The organism is Streptomyces sp. NPDC000348 (assembly GCF_042898795.1).
GTDB lineage: Bacteria > Actinomycetota > Actinomycetes > Streptomycetales > Streptomycetaceae > Streptomyces.
This window is the reverse complement of sequence record NZ_JBIAZD010000026.1, coordinates 61,408-83,674: the sequence shown is the minus strand read 5'-3', so window position 1 is coordinate 83,674 and position 22,267 is coordinate 61,408. Positions and strand designations below refer to the sequence as shown.

Genomic DNA, 22,267 nt, shown 5'->3' with positions numbered 1-22,267 from the left:
CGACACTCGGGCCCTCGCCCTGCCCAACCTCAGCCCAGAACACGAAAACGGTCCACCGACTCCGTCGGCGGACCGTCACGCAAGATCGAGGCTAAGACGTATTCGAGCGATCCTCGCGGAGTCCTCAGTCCCCTGGCACCGGTAGATATCCGGCTGTCAGGGGCTGACGCGTGGGATGGAAACGGTCGCATGGACGCCGCGGTGCTTGAACAGATGGTGGACGAGACCTTCGATAACGCCGTCGTCCACCACGGATACACCAGCCACCTGCGCGACTACGAGGTCATCGTCCACGTGACGGCGGATCCCCGCACCGACGTCGAGCCGGCGTATCCGCGGTATCTCTTCCGGTACTGCGTCGAGGCCCGGTGCGAATCGTCCGTGCTGCCGGAGACCTGGCGTGTCTCTTTGGACGACCGCCTCATCGACCATGAGACCGGCGTCGACCTCGACGGATATGTCTGGGGCGTGAAGTGGCACTCCCTGTACCCAGGTGCGAAGGTCCTCCCGCAGTCGGAAGCGACCCGCCGTTGGGCGCAAGCCGTTGGGATCGACTTCCATGAGGTCTGCATCGAGACCAACGCGCACCGTCTCACCCTGCTCTTCTCGGACTTGCAGGTCAGTGAGGTGGCGGTCGGCTATGCGCCTTTCGTCGCGGAGTAGCGGGCATCCCTTCCGCTCCGACGAGCCGCCGAACGGGCGTAGTGGCACGCGTGTGGCACGACCCCGGACACGACGAAGGGCCGGCCTGGGAGGAAACCCTTCCTGAGCCGGCCCTTCTCTCTGTGCCCCCGGCAGGATTCGAACCTGCGACACCCGCTTTAGGAGTTCGATCACCTTGTCGCACGGCGTGCCGAAACGGAGCTCAGCGGTCGCTCGTGGGTCCGACCGTGGCCGCTTCGGTGCGCCATCGTTCGCTGTCGTTGATGTCAGCTGGTGATGTCAGGCGGGTCGAGGAACGATGTTCACGGCCCGGTAGCTGTACCCGTCCTGCTTGAAGCCAGGGGCTTCCCACTGGAGGTCTACTTGCTGTCCCGGCGACAGCGTTCGGAAGCCCTTCACTTGGATGTGGGAGAAGTGGCCCCAACATCCGCCGGGAGTCTCGGGGGAGTCGAGCACGCCCCACCCTTCCTCGTCGTGCCACTCGCGGACAGTCGCAGTCACCATGGGGGAACCTTATGGCTCCGTCTGCGCCGGCATACCGGGGACCTCAGCCTGGGAAGCTTGGGTTCCTTGGTGGCGGTTACTGTGCTGACCTGGGGCGAAGTGACGGGGGTCTGCCTGACCGTTGGCCTTGCTCCCCGCCATTCCCCGTGGTTCCCCGCATGATCTGGTACGCACCTGGTGCGGGCATGGCCGTCTGTCCGCACAACCTAACTTGACGGTCTACTGATCACTGGTTCCGCTGACCAGCGGGACTGACAAAGCCCACGGCTCCGACCAAGTCGGATGCCGTGGGCTTCTGTCGTTATCGGTCACCATTGGGTGACCTCGTACGGCCCAGGGACGGCCCAGTGCCTGCGTCCCGTCCGGCCTCGTTGGTGTCAGTTGAGAGATCAGAGACCTTCTGATCCGTAGCTCCAGAGAGATCGGTCGGGGATGGTCATACCGGTTGCTCGGGATTTTCTGAGGGAGGTTGATGGTCGGGGGCGATTGCTCGGGGTGCTGCATCTGGTTGCTGTACAGCTGCCGCAGCCTCGTGGGCATGGACAAGGTTGTGGCGGGCGCCGAGGGCGTTGAGGTGGTCGGGGCCCAAGACTCGCTCGTAGTCGGCCAGGGCCCGCTTGGCGAGGTCGAGGGCGTCCTGGACCCGCCCGGCGGCCTGGCAGGCGATGGCGAGATTGTGGCGGGCTTTGAGGGTGTTGGGGTGGTCGGGGCCCAGGATCTGCTCGTGGTCGGCCAGGACTCGCTCGCCGAGGTCGAGGGCGTCCTGGAGCCGCCCAGCATGGTTGTAGGAGAGGACGAGGTTGTTGCGGACTGCAAGAGTGCTGGGGTGGTTAGGTCCCAGGATCCGCTCGTGGTCGGCCAGGACTCGCTCGCCGAGGTCGAGGGCGTCCTGGACCCGCCCAGCATCGTTGTAGAAGACGGTGAGGTTGTTGCGGGCATCGAGGGTGTCGGGGTGGTCGGGGCCCAAGACTCGCTCGTAGTCGGCCAGAGCCTGCTCGCCGAGGTCGAGGGCGTCCTGGACCCGCCCGGCGGCCTGGCAGGCGATGGCGAGATTGTGGCGGGCATCGAAGGTGTTGAGATGGTCGGGGCCCAGGATCCGCTCGTGGTCGGCCAGGACTCGCTCGCCGAGGTCGAGGGCGTCCTGGACCCGCCCAGCATGGTTGTAGGAGAGGACGAGGTTGTTGCAGGCGCTGAGGGTGGCGGGGTGGTCGGGGCCGTGAATGCTGCTGCTGAGGCGGAGGGTGGTTTCGTCGTACTCGATCGCCTGGTGGTAGAGGCCCGCTTCGGCGAGGCTGAGGCTGACCTTGTAAATGCATGAGTGGATGGTGGGGTGCCACAGGGCCGGGCGAGTGAGCTGGTCGAGGTGGACCACGTTGGCGCGCAGCAGGGCGGCTAGTTCCCGGTCTTCGTGGTCGTGGTGGGGCCACAGATTGGTGAGGGCGTCGGCAGTGGTACGGACTGCGGCGGGCAGTGCGCCAGGGGGGATGGTTTCCCGTACGGCGCGGGCGGTCAGGGCGTGCATGCGTAGGGGGGGCGGTAGCGGTGTCTTGGGTGATCAGGGCGTAGATGCGCAGCTGTTCCAGCGCGTGGTGCACTTCTGTTTCGGCGACGGGCGCATGGTACTTGCGCAGCCAGCGACGTCGCGGCGGACGTGCGGTGCGCAGGTGGTCCAAGGCCTCGGGTGTGGTCCATGTGGTGGCGGGGTGGCCGAGGGGGGCCATAAGGGAGGCGAGGTGGAGCAAGGGTCGGGCCAGTCGGTTGGTGTCGGCTTCCTCGACCGCGTCGAGAGAGAGCAGCAGGGAGGCGGTGACGGGCCGGCCGTAGCCTTCGGTGTCCGCGCTCGTCGGCAGCAGGTCTCCCAGCCGGCTGCCGGTGTCGCGCAGCAGGGTGAGGTAGCCGGCCATCGTGGTGCGCTTGTTGATCAGATACGCGGCGGCATGGCCGAGTGCGAGGGGAAGGTGACCGAGCTCGGACGTCATCTCGCTGGCCTGGTCGGGGTCGTGCAAGTGGGCGTGACCGGCATCGGTGAGCCGGCGCTTCAGGTAGGCGCGGGCCTCGGAGGCTGTGTAGAGGCCGATCCGGATCAGGGCGCGGCCCTGGCCACTGAGCTGGGCGTCCTCGCGTCGGCTGGTGGCCAGGACCCAGCCACGGCCGGTCCCACTGTCGGGCCACCACTCCTGGACAACAGCCGGGTCACTGATGTCGTCCAGCACCACCAGCCACCGCCGCCCGGTCACCGCCAGCCACCGTAGAAACAGCCGCGCCGCCTTGTCCTCGGCGTCCGGGACCACTCCGGGAAGCTGTAAGCGGTCGGCCGCTTCCGCATACACGCTGATGACCTGATCAATACTGGTGGCGCGCACCCACACCAGCACATCCAGCCCGGCCTCACCGGAACGCTCTTGATCCCGCAGCTCCCGCGCCAGTGACGCCGCAAGCTGGCTCTTGCCCACCCCGCCGGAACCGGACAGCACTACGTCACTACCCCCGTCACGCGCCGCCTTCACCTTCTTGCGCACCTGGGTGCGCGGCTGGAAAGCCGCAGCCGGACGCGGGACATCCCCCACCCACACCGGCCACTCGATCGACGGGCCCCGCACCGGCGCGGGATGCACATGCATGTCCCCCGCCACCTGCGTCACATCCCCATGCGTCTGCGCCGTCTGGCGCGCACGCCGCTGCCCCGAACCGGCCGCCACCATCCCCGCCCCCTTGTGTCAGACCCGGTCCCCGCCGACCTGATCAATGTCTCCCGCACCATCGGAACGGGCCTTTTGCCGCACGTCCTCCCGCACCACAGCACCCGGCGCCCCGGCCCCCACTCCCTGGCTGCCACCCGTCTGCCGGATGCGGCCTCTGCCGCGTGCCGACTGCCGCACCCGCCGCGTCCTGGCCCCGCCAGCCTGCGACGCCCACCAGCCCAGAGCCGCCAGCACCCCCGCTGCCGCCACACCCGCCACCGGGCCGATCACATCCCACGGATCATCACCCCCTTTTGACAGCACCGCCCACGGCACCGCCACCCCAGCGAATGCCAGCGCTGAACCCGCCACCGCCACTAGCCACCGCAAAGCAGCCTGCACAACCCACCCCCGAGAAAATCCGCCACAAGCCTCCGGACCGACCATGCTGGCACGCAGAGACCCCCGCCCACCGCACGAACCCCCAAGCCAACACGCGACACCGCATCACTACGAACGACGAAGCCTCAAAGGACGAGTTACGACCCGTCTTCTTGCCCTGGGTCTTGCCGGGGATCTTGGGGACCTGCGTTTTCGCTGTTCAGAGGCGGTGGGCTCGTGCGCCTGGTGGTCGTCGTTGGTCGTCATTGGCCACTGTCGAGTGACCTCGGACGGCCCAGAGACGGCCCAGCCGGGCAGGCAGGTCGAGCCACCTTGTCAGTGCGCACGGCTAGGGTGCGCTCACCATCAGGCGTAACGCTCTGGGAGGGGCTTTGGGAGCCAAGACGGGACTGCTGGTGTATGCGGACGGCGACGTGCCGGGCTTGCTGCGGCGCGTGGGGGCGGCGGACCTTGACCGGACGGCCACCATGATGCGGCAGCTCTATCCGGGCCGGGAGATCGAGCAGCGCGAGGGCTCGAACCTCGGGGACGGCGTGTACCCGCCGGAGGGGACGGTGTGCGCAGCGAGCTGGCCGGGCGTGGAGGTCATCGGTGATCAGGAAGTGATGATCGACGCCCCTTCCCGGCTCCCGGAACACCTCGTGGCGGCGAGTACCGGCCGACGGCTCGTGCTGCACGCCATGCACAGCGTCGTCGACTGGCTGGCGTTCGCCGTGTGGGAGGACGGGCGCCTCGTCCGCTCCCTGAGCCTGTCGCCGGACAGCGGAATCATCGAGAACATCGGCGAACCGCTCCCCTTCGAGCTGCCCTACTGGGCCGGCGACCGCCCAGCGGACATCATCCCCTGGCCCGGAGAGGAGGAAGAGCCGTACGCCCTGCCCTTCCATCCCCTGGAACTGGGCGAGGACGCGTTGCGGGCGCTCTGCGGTTTCATTCAAGAGGGCCGTCCCGAGCCCGACGACGTCGACGCGGACGCCATCGAACTGTACGGATTCCACGTGCGGGACCCATACGGGCCCGGTCCCGCCGAGCAGGAAGCGAAGTTGCGCAGAGCTGTTGAGGACACGGATCCGCCGCGCTTCTACGCACTGAGCCCTGACGGCTCACTGGTTGAGCGCGACGGCCTTTAGCTCAAGACCTCTTCGTCCCGAAGCAACTTCTGTAGGAGCGCTGCCTTGAGAGGGCGTGCCCTTCACCTGCGCTGATGGTCCGCTGGCGTCCGTGCTCGTCCGCCGTTGTTCGCTGGCGTTGTCACACAGTTAGACACTCACCCGGTGCACGGGATCAGCGCACGTCAGCTCAGTTCTCCGGGCTTGGGCACGGTGGTTCCAGTGTCGCAGATCGACTTGAGTAGCCCAGGCCAGAGCGGGGTGGGGATGGTCACCTGTGGGTGCCGACTGTCAGCGTTGGTCGGCTTCGGACGGCCCAGAGAGCTGCCGTTACGATCACGTTTGGCTACTTGCCGATGGCCGCCCTGGATTGTGGGCCCAGGTCTTCTGAACGGGGCGGGAAGACATCGACGTCCCCAAGGCGGCGACGGCGTAAGCAATCGGGCTGCTGTAGGAGCACTCCGAATCTACGTAAACCCTGCACCGAAGCTAGACAGATGCGGTATTTATAACGGGTGACTGATCAAACGCTGATCTCAGAACCACCGGATTGGCCTCATTGCGCCCATGGAGCCAACCTAGATACTGATCCGGTGGGCTGTCGCGGCATCCACGTAACTGGCTATACGCAGTGTTTGTCGCATCTAGATATTACATCTCGAACTGCGTACCTTAGCAGCCTTCGAGCAGGTGACGACGTTAACCATCAGGGGACGATATTCACAACTGCTCTCCTGCATGACCTACTCGCCTCCCTGTATGACCCGGGGATCGATGCTCCAAAATTTGGAAAAGCCGATTTCACGGAAGCGTCGTTTATAGGTGAAGCTTCATTTCGCGAATCCCACTTCATCAAGGATGCAACTTTCGCGCGGGTCGTATCGAATGATGAAATGCTTTTTCAATCTGCAACTTTCCATGAAGCTGCGGATTTCAGCGAAACAAAATTGAACCTAACCCGTTTCTCCGACGCGACGTTCTCCCAAGACGTGGATTTTCGAGCTGCCACGATCCAGGATGCCTGGTTCTTCGGCTCGACTTTCTCTGCGGCGGCTTATTTTGACGAAGTGACGTGCACCGAGCGCGCCAGCTTCGGTCGCACAACCTTTTCAGGACATGCCTCGTTCGACCAGGTGACATTTAGCGATGAGTCGGCCTTCCATGAAAGCAAATTCTCGAAAACGGTAGAATTCACCGGCGTTAAATTCGGGGGTGAGGTCACTTTTGAAAGAACAGTCTTCGCGGGTTACGTTCATTTCAGTAGCGCAGTCTTCGAAGGGCCCGCCCGCTTTACTGGAGTTACCTTCGGTAGCGGTGCCCGATTCGACGGTGTGCGATTCTGCGGTACCCAGTCAATCGGTCCGCTTATCTGTCACGATAAATTGGATCTGTCCATGACTGTATTTGACGGTCCCACCACTATCGAAGCAGTCGCCGTGGAGATCGCATGCAAGCGCGCGGAATGGCAGGCGACCGGAACATTCCGATTTCGCCGCGCCCAACTCGATCTCACCGACGCCGTATTCACGCAACCTTTCTCGATATCCTCGTCTCCGGTGCCGTTCCGCTATCAAAGGAGATTTCCGCTGGCCAGGGAGCGTGCTTTCGTTCTCGACGAGTCTTCGACCACCTGGCGGCAGGATTCCCCAAGCATCACCTCCCTTAGGGGAGTCGACTGCTCAATGCTTTCCCTTGCGGATATCGATCTCCGCATCTGCCGATTTGCGGGTGCGCTACATCTTGACCAGCTGCACCTCGGAGGACGTTGGACACTACAAGCCCCGCCGGAAGGTCGAGTCCACAAACTATTCCCGCTGCGTTGGGCTCAGCGTCAAGTAATTGAAGAAGAGCGGCAATGGCGTGCGTTGCCGACTCACCCTGCAGTACTTCGCGCACGATGGGGTGCCCCTCCCGAAGATATACATGATGTGCCGGGACTAGCCACGTTGACGGCTATCTACCGCCAGCTTCGCAAGGCTCGTGAGGACGCGAAAGACGAACCCGGCGCCGCTGACTTCTACTACGGCGAGATGGAGATGCGCCGGCACGGACGGAAATGGAACGAGGCGGAACGCTGGCTACTCCAGCTCTACTGGCTGTTGTCCGGCTACGGTCTGCGCGCTTCGCGGGCTCTCGGCTGGCTCACCCTCGCCATGATGACGACGATTTTGCTGATGATGGGCTTCGGCCTGCCGCAGGCCGCCCCTAAGCAGGAGGTCACCGGCATCGTGCCGGCCGATGGAGGCAAGGTCACTTTCGAGATCGACAAGGACGATCCGCAAAACCCGGCGCGCGACCGCTTTACTACCAAACGCTTCGAGAAGGCGCTGAGCGTCACGCTTAACTCAGTGGTGTTCCGCTCCAGCGGTCAGGAATTGACGACGGCAGGCGGGTACATCGAGATGGCTTCCCGCTTCTCGGAGCCAGTGCTGCTCGGTCTTGCCGCGCTCGCCATTCGAGGGCGGGTGAAGCGGTAGGTGGCGTCGTCAGTGCGTGTGGGATGGGAGCTCCCCGCGCACGCCCCTACGGGCCCGCAGTCGGCGACGGTGCCCCCTCCATCCCGGTGCCGGCCGATCCCCCGCCGGAGGCATCATCTTGTGCCCGCGGATGACGTCCCTGCCTTCGCCCGCTTGCATGCAGCGCGCCGCCGGGCGGGGCCGCCGCTGGCGAAGACAGGGCGGCGGCCCCGCCGTAAAGGCGGCGCGCGCCCGCGCCGTGCGCGGGCCTTGAACCCGTAGAGAAAGTTGTAACTCAGTCTGTGCGGTGGGGCTTGAAGCTGTGCGCACATGCTGGGAGTTCAGCGTCCTGCCGGTGTGCGAAGGGCAGGAAGAGCACTGGCCGGATCGTCCAGGTGATGCGGACGTCGGCATGGGTGATGGTCACCGTGCAGGGCTCGGAGCGCATCAGGGCTCTGCGGGTCTCGGCGCGCTCTTCGTGCAACCATGTCCACGCTTCGTCCGACGCGTCGGAGTCGAGTGCCGGTGAGATGGTGCGGAGAGCGATGGCGACCCATCGGTCTGCCTGGGGTGCCGAGTACGCGTCGAACGATGCCAGGCGCGCCGGCCCTCCTGTGCCGGTGACTTCCTCGGTCCAGCATTCGCACCAGTAGCCGCGGGTGGGCCCGTTCATGGGGTCGCTCCCGCCGGGTAGGCCAGCACCACGTAGCGGGTGCTCTCGTCGTAGAGAGTGAGTTGGTAACCCGTGCCACCGGTCAGGTAGGCGAGGGCTCGTTCGTGCTCGGCCTCGTCCGTCAGCCAGTGCAGGCCCGGCCGTGCGTATGCGGCGTCGAGCTGGTCGGTGATGTGCTGCGTGCGCTCGCGTAACCAGCGCAGTGCCAGGCGTGGACTCGTGGCGTCGTGTGATCCCAGGGGGATGGAGCGGACCTCGTTCAGCGGGTAGGCGGCGGCTCGGCACAGGTAGGGGAGGGGCCGGCTGCCTGTATTCAGCACTACGGGAGGAGCGGACATCAGCACGGGTGTCCTCCTGCCGGTCCGACTTCGGTGATGAGTTCCGCAGTGACCGTGTAACCGCCTTGGCTGTCGTGGACGACGACCCGGTGAGCGAGGACGCTGACCATGCCGAGTCCTCGGCCGTGCTCCGCCTCCTGGTCCTGGTGCGCGATCTTCGGTGCCGTGCTCGTGCCTCCGTCGTCCGTGACAGACAGGGCGATGACCTGCGGGGAGACCGCGAGGGCCAGATGGAAGCTGCCGGATGCCTGGCCGCTGGCCGTGTGGAGGATCGCGTTCGCGCTCAGCTCGCTGACGATCAGCTCGGCGTCCTCGGCCAACGGCGAACCTCGCAGGATGTCGCGGGTCCAGCGGCGGGCCCTGCTGACCTCTTCCGGGAATCCTGGGCAACTGAGCCCCCAGACCCGGGCGCTACTCGTATACTCGTGCATACAAGTTCCTTCGTGCTGGTAGGCCGCCATGTACAGCGGGTTCGGGCTAGACGAGTTTCACGCCGTCGTGGGCGCGGATGGCCGGCGGGGATGCTGCGTCGAGTGCGTCAAGCACACGGATCGCGTATGCCTCGTCGGTGAGTTCGATGACTTCTTCGCGGGTGGCCCAGTGCAGGGCGCGGGTCTCGTCCCCCGTGGTGGGAGTACCGTCGGCCGCCTGGCAGCGGAAGACGAGGGAGACGATCAGGCCCGTCATGTTCTTGTAGACGCCGGTCAGGATCGCGGGAAGCTCGATCTTGATGCCGGTCTCTTCGAGGACTTCGCGCTGGAGGGCTTCGGGGATGGTCTCCTCGCGTTCGAGGACTCCGCCCGGGGGCTCCCAGTGACCGTTGTCGCGGCGCTTGATCAGGAGGGCCCGGCCTTGGTCATCGACGATGACCCCGGCGACGCTCACGGAGTGCGGGCGTTCTGTACTCACGTTCCTCGGCCCTCTCGGCTGACTAGGCTCTCCACCGTAGCAACAAGACTCGCCCACTCGTCTAGATACCTAAAGGAGTACACATGGCGTCTCTACCGAGCATTCTCGGCGGCCTCGACCCGACCAGTGATCGTGCGGTCTTCCGACAGATTGCCGATCAGCTGCGCGAGGCCATCGACCGTGGGCGATTCAAGGAAGGGGAGAAGCTGCCCTCTGAGGCTGAATTGGTTGAGCACTACGGGGTTTCCCGGATGACGGTCCGGAACTCCTTCTCGATCCTCCAGGGCGAGGGCCTGGTGCACGCCGAGCACGGCCGAGGTGTCTTCGTCCGGCCCCGGCCTCCGGTGCGCCGCCTCGCCTCCGACCGGTTCGCCCGGCGCCACCGCGAGCAGGGGAAGTCCGCGTTCATCGTGGAGGCCGACGCCGCCGGCAGCCATCCCACCGTGGACAGCCTGGAGGTGAAGGAGGAGAAGGCTGGCCAAGACATCTCCACCCGGCTCGGTTCCGTGCGACGCGTGCTCGCCCGGCGTCGCCGGTACCTGCTCGATGGCCGGCCGGTCGAGTTCGCCACGTCCTACCTCCCGCTCGACATCGCCCGCGGGACGCAGATCGCCGAACCCAATCCGGGGCCCGGCGGCATCTACGCCCGTCTCGAGGAACTGGGGCACCAGCTCGACCACTTCGAGGAGGAGATCCGGGCCCGGATGCCTTCGCCGTCCGAGGTGAAGACGCTGCAACTGGCCTCCGGTGTGCCGGTGATCCACCTGATCCGCACCGCCTTCGATACGGCGGGGCGGGCCGTGGAGGTCTGCGACACGGTGATGGCGGCAGATGCCTACGTATTGTCGTACCAGCTCCCGGCCACATAGAGAAGGGCGGTCGACTGTGCAGAGCTGGAGGCTCTCTCAAGGAGGTCGACTCATCGGAACGCTGCTGCTGGAAGAGGTCGACATGTTCTGGACGGACTGTCGTTTCGAGCCCGGTCCCGGGTGGGCCGCGCTTCGCCCCCTCTTCGACGCCTCACGCGACGCCTGGAAGCGAGGGGATGAGGAAGCGGCTCTGGCTGCGGACGAGTCCATTCACGCGGCAGGTCTCACTCTTGTCCCGGAGGGGGGCGGGGACCCGATCGCGGACTTCCTGATCCGCATCAACGGTGACAAAGCACGCTTTCGGTTCTGACGTCAGAGTCTCCTCGGGTGGCCGGAAGGAACTCGTACACACCGACACACATACTCGTATAGACGAGTGGGCAAGTTGTGTGGCAAGGTGATCCCGTTCCCGGCGTTGTCGGGTTCGAAGGATGCATCTTGTCTAGACGAGTAGATGGGGAGAAGCCTTGCGCACCATCCGTGTGGAGACCTCGGCCGCGACGATCCTGCTGACCGAGGCGCCCGAGCCCAAGGTCCGGGACCGGCAGTCGGGCGAGATCGCCAAAGATGCCGTCAGCGGTGAGGCACTGATGACCATCGGCGTCGTGTACATCGAGGAGGGAGAGTCGTCCCTGATCAAGGTGACCGTTCCGGAGAGCGGGGTCTCGGAAGGGCTCGCCCTCGGTGCTCCGGTCTCCCTGCCGGGTCTGATCGCCCGGCCGTGGGAGAGCGTGTTCAACGGCCAGCAGCGGCACGGCATCGCCTTCCGGGCCGCCGCCGTCACTCCGGCCACCTTCCCGGCCGCCGTGGGGGCGTCGGCCTGATGACCGACCTGGCAACGCTTCTGGAGGTGGGTGGTCCCCTCGCCGCGCTCGGTGGTGGGGCCGCCTACGCCCGGGCGCGACACCCCGGCGTCTATTGGTCCACGGTCGGCTTACCTGTGTCCACGGTCCGGCTGCTCAGCTCCTACGGCTCCGTCATGGAGGCATGCGGGCTGACTGTGGCCCCCTCCCGGCTGCGGGTCCTGGCGGTCAAGGCCACCACCCGCCGTGAGGCCCGGCCCGTACCGCCGCGCCGGGGGATCATCCGGCCGACCACGACGGGGCTGCAGGTCCGCCTGCGGCTCGCCCCGGGACAGGAACCCGCCGACGTGGCCGCCTCCGCCGAACGGCTGCGGCACGCCTGGGGCGTCCACGCCGTCTACGTGACCACGGTCAAGCCGGGCGTGGTCGAACTGCGGCTCGTCGGCTTCGACGTGCTGCGGCGGGTGCGCATGCCGCGCAAGCTCCGCCCGGACCTTCTCCGGGTGCCGGTCGCGCTGCGCGAGGACGCCACTCCGTTCGTACGCGACTACCGCACCGTGCCGCACCAACTCACCCTAGGTGCAACGCTGTCCGGCAAATCCATGTACCTGCGTCACCTCGTCGCTGGCCTCGCCCGCCAGCCCGTCGCCCTGGTCGGCATCGACTGCAAGCGGGGCGTGGAACTGGCGCCCTTCGCCCCGCGCCTGTCGGCGCTCGCCACCGACCCGGAACAGGCCGCCGAACTGCTGCCCGTGCTCATCAGGGAAATGGAGGACCGATACGACCTGATCAAGGCCCGGCAGGGCATCGCGCCGAGCACGCCGGACGAGGAGATCACCTCCGACATCTGGGGCCTGCCCGAGCATGAACGCCCGGTACCCGTCGTGCTGTTCGTCGACGAGGTGGCTGAACTTTTCCTCGTGGCCACGAAGAAGGACGAGGAACGGCGGGACGAGATGGTCACCCAGCTCATCCGGCTCGCCCAACTCGGCCGGGCCGCCGGTATCTACCTGGAGGTCTGCGGGCAGCGCTTCGGCGCCGAACTGGGCAAGGGCGCGACCATGCTGCGGGCCCAGTTGACCGGCCGGGTCTGCCACCGCGTCAACGACGAAGCCTCCGCCAAGATGGCGCTCGGCGACATCGCCCCCGAGGCGGTCTCCGCGGCCTGTGCCATCGCCCCCGAACGGCCCGGCCTCGCCGTGGCCGGTGACACCTCCGGCGGCTGGTCCCGCATCCGCACGCCGTACCTCTCCCTCGGCGACGCCGCCGAGACCTGCCGCGAGTCGGCCCACCTGGTCCCCGATCTGCCCGTGCTCAAGCCCTTCCGACCCGACGTGCCCGTACGGCCGCCCGCCGAGACACCGGCCCCGGTCGTGCGGCCCCGCCCGGTGACCGACTGACCCGCGCCCGCGCTCATCCCCGGTCGGCGTGACCGCCTCACGCCATGTCCCTAGCCCTCCCATGCCCGAACCCGGAAGGAGCCGCAGCATGCGCGCCCACCTGGCCCGTGTCGACGCGGTGCTCGTCCAAGCGGTCATCGCCGCCGCGCTGTCCTTCGCCCACCTGCACGACGTCGCCTCGGCGGCCGGACAGGACGGGTGGAAGGCGTGGGCCTATCCCGTCTCGGTCGACCTGCTGCTCGTCGCCGCCTGGCGCCGACTGCGGTCCGGCGACGCGAAAGCGGCCGGGTGGTGCTGGTTCCTGATCGCCCTCGCCGCGTCCCTGGGCGCGAACGTCGCCACCGCCGGACTGCTCGACCTGGACCAGGTGCCGGCCTGGCTGCGCATCCTCGTCGCGGGATGGCCCGCGGTCGCCTTCCTCGGCGGAACCCTCCTCGTCCACTCGTCGCCGACCACGCACGACGAGACCAGTGACGCCGTGGGGCAGGAGACGCCCGAGGACATCGAGGACCAGGAGGACGCGCCCGACCCCGCACCGGAACCCCCGGCGCCTCCGGCAGTCGAGTCGGCACCGGCTCCTCCTCCGGCCCCGCCGCCGGTCGCCGTCCCGGCCGCCCTGGTCGAGCACGCCCGCAAAGTCGCCGCGGAGCACCACGCCCGCACCGGAACGGCCATCGACACCCCGACCCTGCGCGCCCGCCTCGGCGTCCCGCCGCCCATGGCCGACGCCATCGCCGCCCAGCTCTAAAAGGAGACCCGCGTGAGCGCCAACCGCCGCTTCCGCTCCGTCACCCGCATCGGCCCCGTCCAGGTCGGCACGTCCTACGACGGTCGCGGCCGGGAGAAGCACACCGCCGCCTGCACGGCCCCGCGCTGCGGTTTCTCCGCCGACTACGACAGCCGCGCCGCCGCCGAACTGGCCGCCCGTACCCACCGCTGCCCCGTCCGCTGAAAGGACCCGCACACCGTGACCGTCAGCCTGCCCCTCGTCGTCCTCCTCGGCTTCTTCGCCTGGGGAGCGGTCAAGTTCCTCGGCGTCCGCACGTGGATCGTCGTCCTGATCGCCCTCTTCGGCTTCTGGCTCTCGGACACCTTCCTGGCCCCGGCCATCGAGTCCGGCACGCGCTCCGGCGTGGACATCGTCAACAGCTCACATGACTAGACGAGTAGGCAAGGAGAGCTTCGCCATGTTCCTGCCCAAGTACCCCGACAACCCGACGCCGCCGCCCGCGCACACCCACACCGTGGCCGACCAGGCGCCCGTGCGGCGGCCGGTCCCTCAGATCTCCGTCAGCACCGGAGCGGTCGCGGCCGTCCTCGTCGGCGGCGTCGTGCTGACCGCGCTTCTGGCCGCCGTCGCCGTCACTGCCGTCTCCGTGGCCGTCGCCGCCGTGGTCCTGCGCTCGCTGCTGCGCGACCAGCACCGCCGCTGACGCACTGGGTCCCGGGGCGGCCTTGATACCGCCAAGCATCCGCCGCCCCGGGGGCCGTCTCCCTCCAGCCGAACCAGAAGGAGAAAGCCATCATCACCCGCGCCACTCCGCCCCCGCTCCGCGAACTCGGCGAACTGGCCGCCCTCGGCACCATGCCCGCCCTCCTGCGCCAGCTCGCCGGCCTCGGCGGCTGCACGCACCCGATCCGCCTCGACGGCCACCGCACCGAGCACGCCGTGAACACCCGCACCGGCGAGATCGGCAGCGTCCTCCACCACCTCGACTCCTCCAGCCTCCCGGCCGGTCACCTCCTGGTCCGCTGCAACAACCGCCGCACGACCCGGTGTGGGGCCTGCGCCGAGGTGTACCGCCGCGACACCTTCCACCTGATCACCTCCGGACTGCGCGGCGGCAAGGGCGTCCCCGAACGCGTCGCCGCCCACCCGCGCGTCTTCGCCACCTTCACCGCCCCGAGCTTCGGACCGGTCCACAACCGCCCCACCGGCCCGGCCGGTTCGGTCCGCCGCTGCCGCTGCGGCGCGCTCCACGACCAGGACGACCCCGCCCTCGGCACCCCGCTCGACCCGGACACCTACGACTACGAAGCGGCCGTGCTCTGGAACGCGCACGTCGGTCCGCTGTGGCAACGCTTCTCGATCTACCTGCGCCGGGAGGTCGCCAAGCGCGCCGGCCTCACCCAGCGGGCCTTCCGCGAGTATGCCCGGGTGTCCTTCGCCAAAGTCGCCGAGTACCAGAAGCGTGGGGCCGTCCACTTCCACGCCGTCATCCGCATCGACGGCCCCGAGGGCGGCGACACCCCGCCTCCCGCCTGGGCCACCGCCGAGCTGCTGACCGACGCCATCCGGACCGCCGCCACCGCCGCCCGCGTGGACGGCCCGGTCATCGACGGCCGCGCCCACACCTTCGCCTTCGGCCGCCAGCTCGACGTCCGCACCATCCGCTCGGCCGACTTCGACGGCGGCCAGGAGCTGACCGAGCGGGCCGTCGCCGCGTACATCGCCAAGTACGCCACCAAGGGCGCCGAGACCGCGACGGGAGCTCTGGACCGGCCGCTGAGGTTCCTCGCCGAACTCGCCCAGCTCGACATCAGCGACCACGCCCGCCGACTCATCCGCACCGCCTGGACCCTCGGCGCGCGCAAGGACCTCGAACACCTCCGCCTGCGGGCCTGGGCCCACATGCTCGGCTTCCGCGGCCACTTCTCCACCAAGTCCCGCCGCTACTCCACCACCCTCGGCGCCCTCCGCGACGCACGCGCCGAATGGCGCCGCGCACAAGCCCTGGCGGCGGACGGGACCGACCCGGACACGACCCTCGTCCTCGCGCACTGGGTCTACGCCGGAACCGGCCTCACCGACGCCGAAGCCTGGCTCGCCGAAACCCTCGAACCCGCTCCCGGAACGGAAGGAGAACCGACCCATGCGTGATGACGAGCTGCTGACGGTGCCCGAGGTGATGGAGCGGCTGAAGGTCGGTCGCTCCACGGTCTACGACCTGATCCGGTCCCGTCGCCTGCCCTCGATCACCATCGGTCGGTGCCGCCGCATTCCGGCGCGGGCCGTCCGCGAGTACATCACCAACGAACTGGAGGCGGCGGCCTGATGGCCCAGCAGCGCAAGCGCAACCCGAACGGCGCGGGCACGATCACCAAGCGCAAGGACGGCCGTTTCCAGTGCGCGGTCTACGTCCTCCAGCCGGACGGCACCCGTGCTCGCAAGTTCGCCTACGGCAAGACCTGGGCCGAGTGCGACGCCAAGCGCCGGGAACTGCTCGACAAGGTCGACCAGGGTGTGCCCGTGCCGACCCGATCGGCCAGGCTCGCAGAGTGGTTGCCGTACTGGCTGGACAACGTCATCAAGCCTCGGCGCAAGCTCAGCACGTACGACAAGTACGAAGCGCACGTCCGGCTCTACCTGGTGCCGCTCCTCGGTGCCAAGCGGCTCGAATCGCTGGGCGTCGCCGACGTGCGCCGCTTCCTCGTCCGTCTGGAGGAGAAGACCACCGCGGCGACGGCCAAGGAGGCACACCGCGTGCTGCGTTCGGCGCTCTCCTCCGCGTGCCGCGAGGAACTGATCACGCGGAACGTCGCCAAGCTCGTCGAGCCTCCTCGCACTGATAACCGGGAGTTGAAGCCCTGGAGCCTGGACGAGACGCTCGACTTCCTGGCGGCCTCCCGTAAGGACCCGCTCTATGCGGCCTTCGTGCTCGCCATCGCCATGGGGCTCCGCCGGGGAGAGATCGTGGGCCTGCGCTGGTCGGACGTCGACCTCGACCACCGCGTCCTCTACGTCCGTCAACAGACGCAGCGGCGTCGGGGCGTGCTGTACGACGACGATCCCAAGAGCCGCCGTCGTCGGGCCGTCCCGCTGCCCGCGCTCTGCATCGCGCCGCTGCGCTGGCACCGGATGCGGCAGGTGGCGGCTCGGGCGAGAGCGGGGGAGACCTGGCGAGAGTCGGACTATGTCTTCACCACCCGGACCGGGCGCCCGGTCGAGCCGCGGAACCTCTACCGCTCCTTCACCCGCGTGGCCCGGTCCGCCGGCCTCCGGGTGATCCGGCTGCACGACGCCCGGCACGGCACGGCGACGCTCCTGACGGCGGCCGGGGTCGCGCCCCGGGTGGTGATGGAGATCCTGGGCCACTCGCAGATCAGCATCACCATGGATGTCTACACGCACGTCGTGCAGGACACGCAGCGCGAGGCCATGAGCCACATGGATCGGCTGCTGCGGAGGCGTCCCGGTCGCCAGTGACCGACGCCGTTGATGTCAGAAGTGGATGTCAAAGGCCACCTAGGAACGTTCCTAGGTGGCCTTTGCGCTGGTGCCCCCGGCAGGATTCGAACCTGCGACACCCGCTTTAGGAGAGCGGTGCTCTATCCCCTGAGCTACGAAGGCGGGACTTGATCGTGGGAGGCTCCTGGGTGGATGTCTCCGTCAAGCCCTGAGCGTCCTGGGTCGGCGGCTGCGGTGTGTGCCGCGGTGCCTGCCAGGGCGCTCGATCCACAGGGTACCGGATCGGTGCTGTGGCGGGCGCTGGTGTGGGTGGGTCGGGCAGGTGCGGCTGGTGGGAGCGCAGGCCGTCGCTCCACCGCGCCTGCCGCGAAGGCACCCTCCGCGTCGACAGCCCCGCGCAGTTTCGTGGCTGCCCTCCGGCGGCGCGGAGAGCCCGTCAGGCCTCGCCGAACAGCACCCAGAGGGCCATCAGGGCCAGGAATCCGGTCACTGCCAGTGCCGGGACCCCGAGGATCGCGGTGAGCGTCCCCCATCGGGTCGCTCCCCGGGGCGCCTTCGTCGTCCCGGACTCCGGGATCGTCCGCCGCGTCTCCGTCATGAAGCTCCCCTGTCGGTCGTCCATTCGTAACCGCCTCGCCGAGCACTTCGGTTGGCGCCGTTCCGCAGGGCCCGGCCCGGTGATTGTCGTCGATCGTGCCGTGTCGCGCGCCCTTTCTGTCGCCGTGGCCCCGGACAAGGCGCCACCGCGCCGGCGTCGGGGATCAGCCCCGTGCCGTACGGGTCACCCGTACCCGGTACTCCTCCGCCTCCGCAGCCGTCACCGTCACCCGGAGGCCCGCCCGGCGGTCCACGAAGGTCTCGCCCGGGGTGAACGTCGCGTCCGAGAGTTCCGCGTGGACGTTGGGGGAGCGGGTGCAGCCGCCGCTGTCGCGGCGGGAGTCGTGGACGGTGACCGGGCCCATGCCGGTGTCCACGTTTGCGTCGACGCGGTAGACGAGGACGCCGGGGCGGCACACCGCCTCGTCGTTGCCGGCGCGGGTGCGCAGTTCGACGGCGTAACCGGAGTGGTCGTTCAGCGGGACGAAGACGAGTTTCGGGCCGCCCGTCCGCGCCAGGGGGGTGAGGACGTACTCCCGCGTGCCCGGGCTCGCCGCGCAGCCGACCTGGGACGCGTCCAGCCAGCCCAGCTTCCACTTGTGCCAGGCGAGGAAGTCGTTGTTGGCGCCCCAGTCCTCGCTCATGATGTCCCAGTGGCCGACCGCGCCGCCGCCCTCGGCGGTGTACAGGTCGGGCAGGCCGAAGACGTGGCCGTTCTCGTGCGGCAGCACGCGGTAGCCGGTGCGGTCGTAGGAGCCGGAGCCGTCGTCCTGGCGGGAGTAGACGAAGGACGCGTTGGAGACGGGGACGCCGTCCGCGCTCGGTGCCTCCTTGTTGCCGGCGAAGGTGACGGACAGGACCGTGTCGAGGGCGGCGGGGCCCGCATTGGGAGTCACCAGGACGTTCAGCAGGTCGTACGACTGGAAGTCCACCTCGGGATCGGCCTCGGCCACGATGTCGCGGACCAGTTCGCGGTAGCCGGGGTCGAAGGGGGCGCCGCGCTCTATGCCGTACGCGCGGAACGACTTGGGCATCCGGAGCCAGTCGGGGACGGGGAGTTCGGAGCGGTAGTCGAGGCGGCCGTAGGAGCTGGTGGCGAACCACTTGCGGGTCTGGGGGAAGAACTCCCGGTAGCGGTCGAGGGCGTCGCCCTCGCCGGGCGCGTCGGAGAAGTCGATCATCAGGGTGAGGGCGCGGACCGTGCCGGTGGAACGGGTGTAGCCGGGAGCCGTGGGAATGCCCTCGGACATCTGGACCCCGTCCTCCCCGGTGATCATGCAGGGGCCGTGCGCGGGGGTGTGGGACAGGGCGCTGGGGCCGCCGCCGGCGGGGGAGGCGCCGGGGGAGAGGCGGCCGTTGCCGGCCGAGGTGCTGACCGCGAGGGTCAGGGCGGTCACCGATGCCAGGGCGGCCAGCCGGCGCGGGGATATCCGGTGGCGGCTCGGCTGCGGCTGCATGCGGGGACCTCCGCTCACACGGCAGCCGCGGGACTTCCGACTGCACCCTCCCGATCACCCTGCGTCGCGGGGCGGGCGGGCGCCTGCCGGGAGGTCCGATCGTGGGCCGTACAGTCCGGGCGGTGTGAGGCGGGTCACAGGAAAAGAGTTCCGGAGCGGGAAATAACCGGGGATCGTTTCCCCGTTTGAACCTGTGTCCGCGCGAAACGGGGAAACGATCCCCGGATCGCCGGGACGGCACGAGGATCAAACCACCACGACCAGGAGTGCACCGTGCAGACCGCCACCCCCGTACCGCGCAAGGCGCCCCGGCCCCGCGCCGACGCCCTGCGCAACCGGGAGCGGATCGTCACCGCCGCCCGCGAGATGTTCGTCGAGTTCGGGTGCGAGGTCCCGCTCGACGACGTCGCCCGCCGGGCCGGCGTCGGCAACGCCACGGTGTACCGCAACTTCCCCGACCGCGACGCGCTGGTGCGCGAGGTCGTCTGCTCCGTGATGGACCGTACGGTGCGGGCGGCCGAGCAGGCGCTCAGCGAGACCGGGGACGCCTTCGAGGCGCTGGAGCGCTTCGCGCACACGGCCGCCGACGAGCGGATCAGCGCGCTGTGCCCGATGGTCTCCAGCACCTTCGACCAGCACCACCCCGACCTGGAGGACGCACGCCGGCGCGCCGAGAGCCTCGTCGCGCAGCTGATGGACCGCGCCAAGGCGGCCGGTCAGCTCCGTACCGACGTGGAGTACGGCGATCTGATGGTGGGCGTCGCCCAGCTGAGCCGGCCCCCGGCCGGTACCGGCTGCGACAACGCCGACCGCTTCGTCCACCGCCATCTGCAGCTGTTCCTGGACGGGATGCGGGCCCCGGCCCCGACCGTCCTGCCGGGTTCGGCCGTGACCGTGGAGGACCTGCGCCGCTGAGCGACCCCTGACACCACGTGCACCGCCCGTGCCGGCCACGGGCACCGCTTCCGACGGCCGTCCGCGGGGACGAGCCGTCCTTCGAGGACACCCGATTTTTCGCCACACCTTATTTATTTCCGTCACAAGTACCGAAGTGGGTACCCCCATGTCTGAAACAGCCTCAGCGGCCGGAAGGGCCCCGAGCGGCCCCGGCGCCCCGGACGCCAACCGCTGGAAGGCGCTGGTCTTCATCGCGCTCGCCCAGCTGATGGTCGTCCTGGACGCGACCATCGTGAACATCGCCCTGCCCTCCGCCCAGCAGGACCTGGGCATCTCGGACGGCAACCGCCAGTGGGTGGTCACCGCCTACGCCCTCGCCTTCGGCGGACTGCTGCTGTTCGGCGGCCGGATAGCCGACCTGTGGGGGCGCAAGCGGACCTTCGTGCTCGGTCTGGGCGGGTTCGCCGCGGCCTCCGCGCTCGGTGGCGCGGCCACCAACGAGGCCATGATGTTCGGCGCCCGCGCCCTCCAGGGTGTGTTCGGCGCGCTGCTCGCGCCCGCCGCCCTGTCCCTGCTCGCCGTGATGTTCACCGACGGCAAGGAGCGCGCCAAGGCGTTCGGCATCTACGGCGCGATCGCCGGTGGCGGTGGCGCCGTCGGCCTGATCCTCGGCGGCTTCCTCACCGAGTACCTGGACTGGCGCTGGACGTTCTTCGTGAACATCCCGTTCGCCGTGGTCGCCGCGGCCGGCGCGTACTTCGTCATCCGTGAGCCCGGGGGCGGCCGCAACCGCTCGCCGCTCGACGTCCCCGGCGTGGTGCTGTCCACCGTGGGTCTGGTCGCGCTGGTCTACGGCTTCACCCGCGCGGAGTCCGAGGGCTGGAGCGACTCGCTGACGATCGGCATGTTCGTCGTCTCCGCCGTGCTGCTCGCCGCCTTCGTGGCCGTCGAGGCCAAGGTCAAGGCGCCGCTGCTGCCGCTGCGCGTGGTGACCGAGCGCAACCGCGGCGGGGTCTACCTCTCGCTGGGCCTGGCGATCATCGCGATGTTCGGCCTGTTCCTCTTCCTCACCTACTACCTGCAGGTCGTGAAGGGCTACTCGCCGGTCAGGACCGGTTTCGCCTTCCTGCCGATGGTCGCGGGCATGATCACGGGCTCCACCCAGATCGGCACCCGGCTGATGACCCGGGTCGCGCCCCGGCTGCTGATGGGCCCCGGCTTCCTGGTCGCCGCGCTCGGCATGCTCTTCCTGACGCAGCTGGAGATCGACACCTCGTACGCGGGCGTCCTGCTGCCCGGCATGCTGCTGCTCGGTCTCGGCATGGGCACGGCGTTCATGCCGGCCATGTCGCTGGCCACGCTGGGCGTCGAGCCGCGTGACTCCGGTGTCGCCTCCGCGATGGTCAACACCTCGCAGCAGGTGGGCGGCGCCATCGGCACCGCCCTGCTGAACACGATCGCGGCCTCGGCCACCACGTCCTACGTCGCCGACCACATCGGCGGCGCCACGAGCCGGTCCCAGCAGCAGCTGGTCCAGCTCCAGGGGCAGGTGCAGGGCTACACCAGCGCGATCTGGTTCGCGGTCGGGATCCTGGTGGCGGCCGCGGCCATCGCCCTGACCCTGATCAACGCCGGCCGGCCGGGCGGCACCGCGGTCGCCGGGTCCGCCGACGAGACCGTCGGGGACGAGATGGCGGTGCCGGTCGTCGTCCACTGACCCGAGGCCACCCGTGCGGAAGAGGAGGGGACGCCTCCTCCGCACGGCTCCCCGGACCTGCCCCGGCTCCCGCCCGTCAGCGGAGCCAGGGCAGGTCCGCGCCCGCCCCGCTCGGCTGAAGTCCCTCGGCGACGATCCGCATGATCTCGCCGAGGGACTTCTGCTGTTCGGGGGTGAGCCGGTCGAAGACCGCCTGGCGTACGGCGTTCACATGGCCGGGCGCGTGCCGGCGCAGCACCTCCAGGCCCTCGTCCGTCAGCACGGCGAACTGGCCCCGCTTGTCGGAGGGGCAGTCCTCACGGCGTACCCAGCCGCTCTTCTCCAGGCGCGCGACGGCGTGCGAGAGGCGGGAGCGGGTGATCTTCGCGGACATCGCCAGTTCCGTCATCCGCAGCCGGCGGCGCGGGGACTCGGCGAGCTTGACCAGCAGGCCGTAGTAGACGTGCGGCATTCCCGCGTCACGCTGGAGCTGGCGGTCGAGGTGGTCTTCCAGGAGGGTGGCGGCCTCGATGTACGAGCGCCAGACGCGCTGCTCCTCGTCGGTGAGCCAGCGGGGTTCGTCGGCGGACGCCGATGCTGCTGCGGGTGCCGTGTTCATGTGCT

Annotated in this window: 24 protein-coding genes, 2 tRNA genes and 1 pseudogene; 15 read left to right on the top strand and 12 right to left on the bottom strand. The window is 68.7% G+C overall.

The window, feature by feature from the left end:
- Positions 1-189 precede the first annotated feature (189 nt).
- On the top strand, positions 190-663 hold the full coding sequence (locus ACFY3N_RS33770; RefSeq protein ID WP_390820622.1) for a hypothetical protein: 474 nt from the start codon (positions 190-192) through the stop codon (positions 661-663).
- 123 nt (positions 664-786) lie between these two features.
- On the opposite strand, the gene ACFY3N_RS33765 is transcribed toward ACFY3N_RS33770, so the two are convergent.
- The 4 genes and pseudogenes from ACFY3N_RS33765 to ACFY3N_RS33750 form a co-directional block, all read right to left on the bottom strand.
- Positions 787-850: transfer RNA gene (locus ACFY3N_RS33765), tRNA-Phe, on the bottom strand.
- Between the two features lie 92 nt (positions 851-942).
- Positions 943-1,167, bottom strand: a complete 225-nt coding sequence (locus ACFY3N_RS33760) for a cold shock domain-containing protein (RefSeq protein ID WP_081236054.1) — start codon at positions 1,165-1,167, stop codon at positions 943-945.
- A 436-nt stretch (positions 1,168-1,603) separates the two neighbouring features.
- Positions 1,604-2,689: a tetratricopeptide repeat protein gene (locus ACFY3N_RS33755; protein ID WP_390820621.1), complete on the bottom strand. Its 1,086-nt coding sequence runs from the start codon at positions 2,687-2,689 to the stop codon at positions 1,604-1,606.
- A gap of 397 nt (positions 2,690-3,086) precedes the next feature.
- Positions 3,087-3,788 (bottom strand): annotated as a pseudogene (locus ACFY3N_RS33750) (NB-ARC domain-containing protein); the annotation flags it as partial.
- A gap of 833 nt (positions 3,789-4,621) precedes the next feature.
- Between ACFY3N_RS33750 and ACFY3N_RS33745 the strand changes: the two are divergent.
- Positions 4,622-5,380 (top strand): DUF6928 family protein, encoded by a 759-nt coding sequence (locus tag ACFY3N_RS33745; RefSeq protein WP_390820620.1) that lies wholly within the window; start codon positions 4,622-4,624, stop codon positions 5,378-5,380.
- 494 nt (positions 5,381-5,874) lie between these two features.
- Positions 5,875-7,836 (top strand): pentapeptide repeat-containing protein, encoded by a 1,962-nt coding sequence (locus ACFY3N_RS33740; protein ID WP_390820619.1) that lies wholly within the window; start codon positions 5,875-5,877, stop codon positions 7,834-7,836.
- Positions 7,837-8,110: 274 nt separating this feature from the next.
- Here ACFY3N_RS33740 and ACFY3N_RS33735 read toward each other — a convergent pair whose 3' ends face one another.
- From ACFY3N_RS33735 to ACFY3N_RS33720, 4 genes are read right to left on the bottom strand one after another with little or no spacing between them, the layout of a single operon-like run.
- Positions 8,111-8,488 carry a hypothetical protein gene (locus tag ACFY3N_RS33735; protein WP_390820618.1) on the bottom strand — a complete coding sequence of 126 codons (378 nt, stop codon included), beginning with the start codon at positions 8,486-8,488 and terminating at the stop codon, positions 8,111-8,113.
- Complete coding sequence (locus ACFY3N_RS33730) at positions 8,485-8,826, bottom strand: hypothetical protein (RefSeq protein WP_390820627.1); 342 nt, start codon at positions 8,824-8,826, stop codon at positions 8,485-8,487. The genes ACFY3N_RS33735 and ACFY3N_RS33730 overlap by 4 nt, the downstream gene beginning before the upstream one ends.
- A complete protein-coding gene (locus tag ACFY3N_RS33725) occupies positions 8,826-9,257 on the bottom strand; it encodes an ATP-binding protein (RefSeq protein ID WP_390820617.1) in 432 nt (143 codons plus the stop codon). The genes ACFY3N_RS33730 and ACFY3N_RS33725 overlap by 1 nt, the downstream gene beginning before the upstream one ends.
- 46 nt (positions 9,258-9,303) lie before the next feature.
- Positions 9,304-9,711 (bottom strand): NUDIX hydrolase, encoded by a 408-nt coding sequence (locus ACFY3N_RS33720; protein ID WP_109539112.1) that lies wholly within the window; start codon positions 9,709-9,711, stop codon positions 9,304-9,306.
- Between the two features lie 107 nt (positions 9,712-9,818).
- On the opposite strand from ACFY3N_RS33720, the gene ACFY3N_RS33715 reads away from it, so the two are divergent.
- The 10 genes from ACFY3N_RS33715 (at position 9,819) to ACFY3N_RS33670 (ending at position 17,014) form a co-directional block, all read left to right on the top strand.
- Positions 9,819-10,604: a GntR family transcriptional regulator gene (locus ACFY3N_RS33715; RefSeq protein ID WP_081236041.1), complete on the top strand. Its 786-nt coding sequence runs from the start codon at positions 9,819-9,821 to the stop codon at positions 10,602-10,604.
- Between the two features lie 467 nt (positions 10,605-11,071).
- A complete protein-coding gene (locus ACFY3N_RS33710; RefSeq protein ID WP_123188327.1) occupies positions 11,072-11,428 on the top strand; it encodes a hypothetical protein in 357 nt (118 codons plus the stop codon).
- The gene (locus tag ACFY3N_RS33705) at positions 11,428-12,807 is read left to right on the top strand and encodes an FtsK/SpoIIIE domain-containing protein (RefSeq protein WP_390820616.1); all 1,380 of its coding nucleotides are present in this window, start codon (positions 11,428-11,430) and stop codon (positions 12,805-12,807) included. Before ACFY3N_RS33710 ends, ACFY3N_RS33705 begins: the two co-directional genes overlap by 1 nt.
- A gap of 88 nt (positions 12,808-12,895) precedes the next feature.
- A complete protein-coding gene (locus ACFY3N_RS33700) occupies positions 12,896-13,555 on the top strand; it encodes a DUF2637 domain-containing protein (RefSeq protein ID WP_390820615.1) in 660 nt (219 codons plus the stop codon).
- A 12-nt stretch (positions 13,556-13,567) separates the two neighbouring features.
- Positions 13,568-13,759, top strand: a complete 192-nt coding sequence (locus ACFY3N_RS33695; RefSeq protein WP_004986816.1) for a mobile element transfer protein — start codon at positions 13,568-13,570, stop codon at positions 13,757-13,759.
- A gap of 15 nt (positions 13,760-13,774) precedes the next feature.
- Complete coding sequence (locus tag ACFY3N_RS33690; RefSeq protein ID WP_264491099.1) at positions 13,775-13,969, top strand: hypothetical protein; 195 nt, start codon at positions 13,775-13,777, stop codon at positions 13,967-13,969.
- A 25-nt stretch (positions 13,970-13,994) separates the two neighbouring features.
- Positions 13,995-14,240, top strand: coding sequence for a SpdD protein (locus ACFY3N_RS33685; RefSeq protein WP_390820626.1), 246 nt, complete (start codon positions 13,995-13,997; stop codon positions 14,238-14,240).
- 152 nt (positions 14,241-14,392) lie between these two features.
- Positions 14,393-15,688: a replication initiator gene (locus tag ACFY3N_RS33680; protein ID WP_390820614.1), complete on the top strand. Its 1,296-nt coding sequence runs from the start codon at positions 14,393-14,395 to the stop codon at positions 15,686-15,688.
- A complete protein-coding gene (locus ACFY3N_RS33675) occupies positions 15,681-15,863 on the top strand; it encodes a helix-turn-helix domain-containing protein (protein ID WP_019524151.1) in 183 nt (60 codons plus the stop codon). Before ACFY3N_RS33680 ends, ACFY3N_RS33675 begins: the two co-directional genes overlap by 8 nt.
- A complete protein-coding gene (locus ACFY3N_RS33670) occupies positions 15,863-17,014 on the top strand; it encodes a tyrosine-type recombinase/integrase (protein ID WP_390820613.1) in 1,152 nt (383 codons plus the stop codon). Before ACFY3N_RS33675 ends, ACFY3N_RS33670 begins: the two co-directional genes overlap by 1 nt.
- Before the next feature lie 68 nt (positions 17,015-17,082).
- On the opposite strand, the gene ACFY3N_RS33665 is transcribed toward ACFY3N_RS33670, so the two are convergent.
- From ACFY3N_RS33665 to ACFY3N_RS33655, 3 genes are all read right to left on the bottom strand, one after another.
- Positions 17,083-17,158 (bottom strand) — tRNA-Arg (locus ACFY3N_RS33665).
- A 274-nt stretch (positions 17,159-17,432) separates the two neighbouring features.
- Positions 17,433-17,594 carry a hypothetical protein gene (locus tag ACFY3N_RS33660; RefSeq protein WP_390820612.1) on the bottom strand — a complete coding sequence of 54 codons (162 nt, stop codon included), beginning with the start codon at positions 17,592-17,594 and terminating at the stop codon, positions 17,433-17,435.
- Between the two features lie 163 nt (positions 17,595-17,757).
- Entirely contained in the window at positions 17,758-19,050 is a 1,293-nt protein-coding gene (locus tag ACFY3N_RS33655) for a M6 family metalloprotease domain-containing protein (RefSeq protein ID WP_390820611.1), read from the bottom strand.
- 273 nt (positions 19,051-19,323) lie between these two features.
- On the opposite strand from ACFY3N_RS33655, the gene ACFY3N_RS33650 reads away from it, so the two are divergent.
- Both ACFY3N_RS33650 and ACFY3N_RS33645 read left to right on the top strand, forming a co-directional pair.
- Entirely contained in the window at positions 19,324-19,965 is a 642-nt protein-coding gene (locus tag ACFY3N_RS33650) for a TetR/AcrR family transcriptional regulator (RefSeq protein WP_390820610.1), read from the top strand.
- A gap of 148 nt (positions 19,966-20,113) precedes the next feature.
- Entirely contained in the window at positions 20,114-21,664 is a 1,551-nt protein-coding gene (locus ACFY3N_RS33645; RefSeq protein ID WP_390820609.1) for an MFS transporter, read from the top strand.
- A 76-nt stretch (positions 21,665-21,740) separates the two neighbouring features.
- On the opposite strand, the gene ACFY3N_RS33640 is transcribed toward ACFY3N_RS33645, so the two are convergent.
- A complete protein-coding gene (locus ACFY3N_RS33640) occupies positions 21,741-22,262 on the bottom strand; it encodes a MarR family winged helix-turn-helix transcriptional regulator (protein ID WP_390820608.1) in 522 nt (173 codons plus the stop codon).
- Positions 22,263-22,267 lie beyond the last annotated feature (5 nt).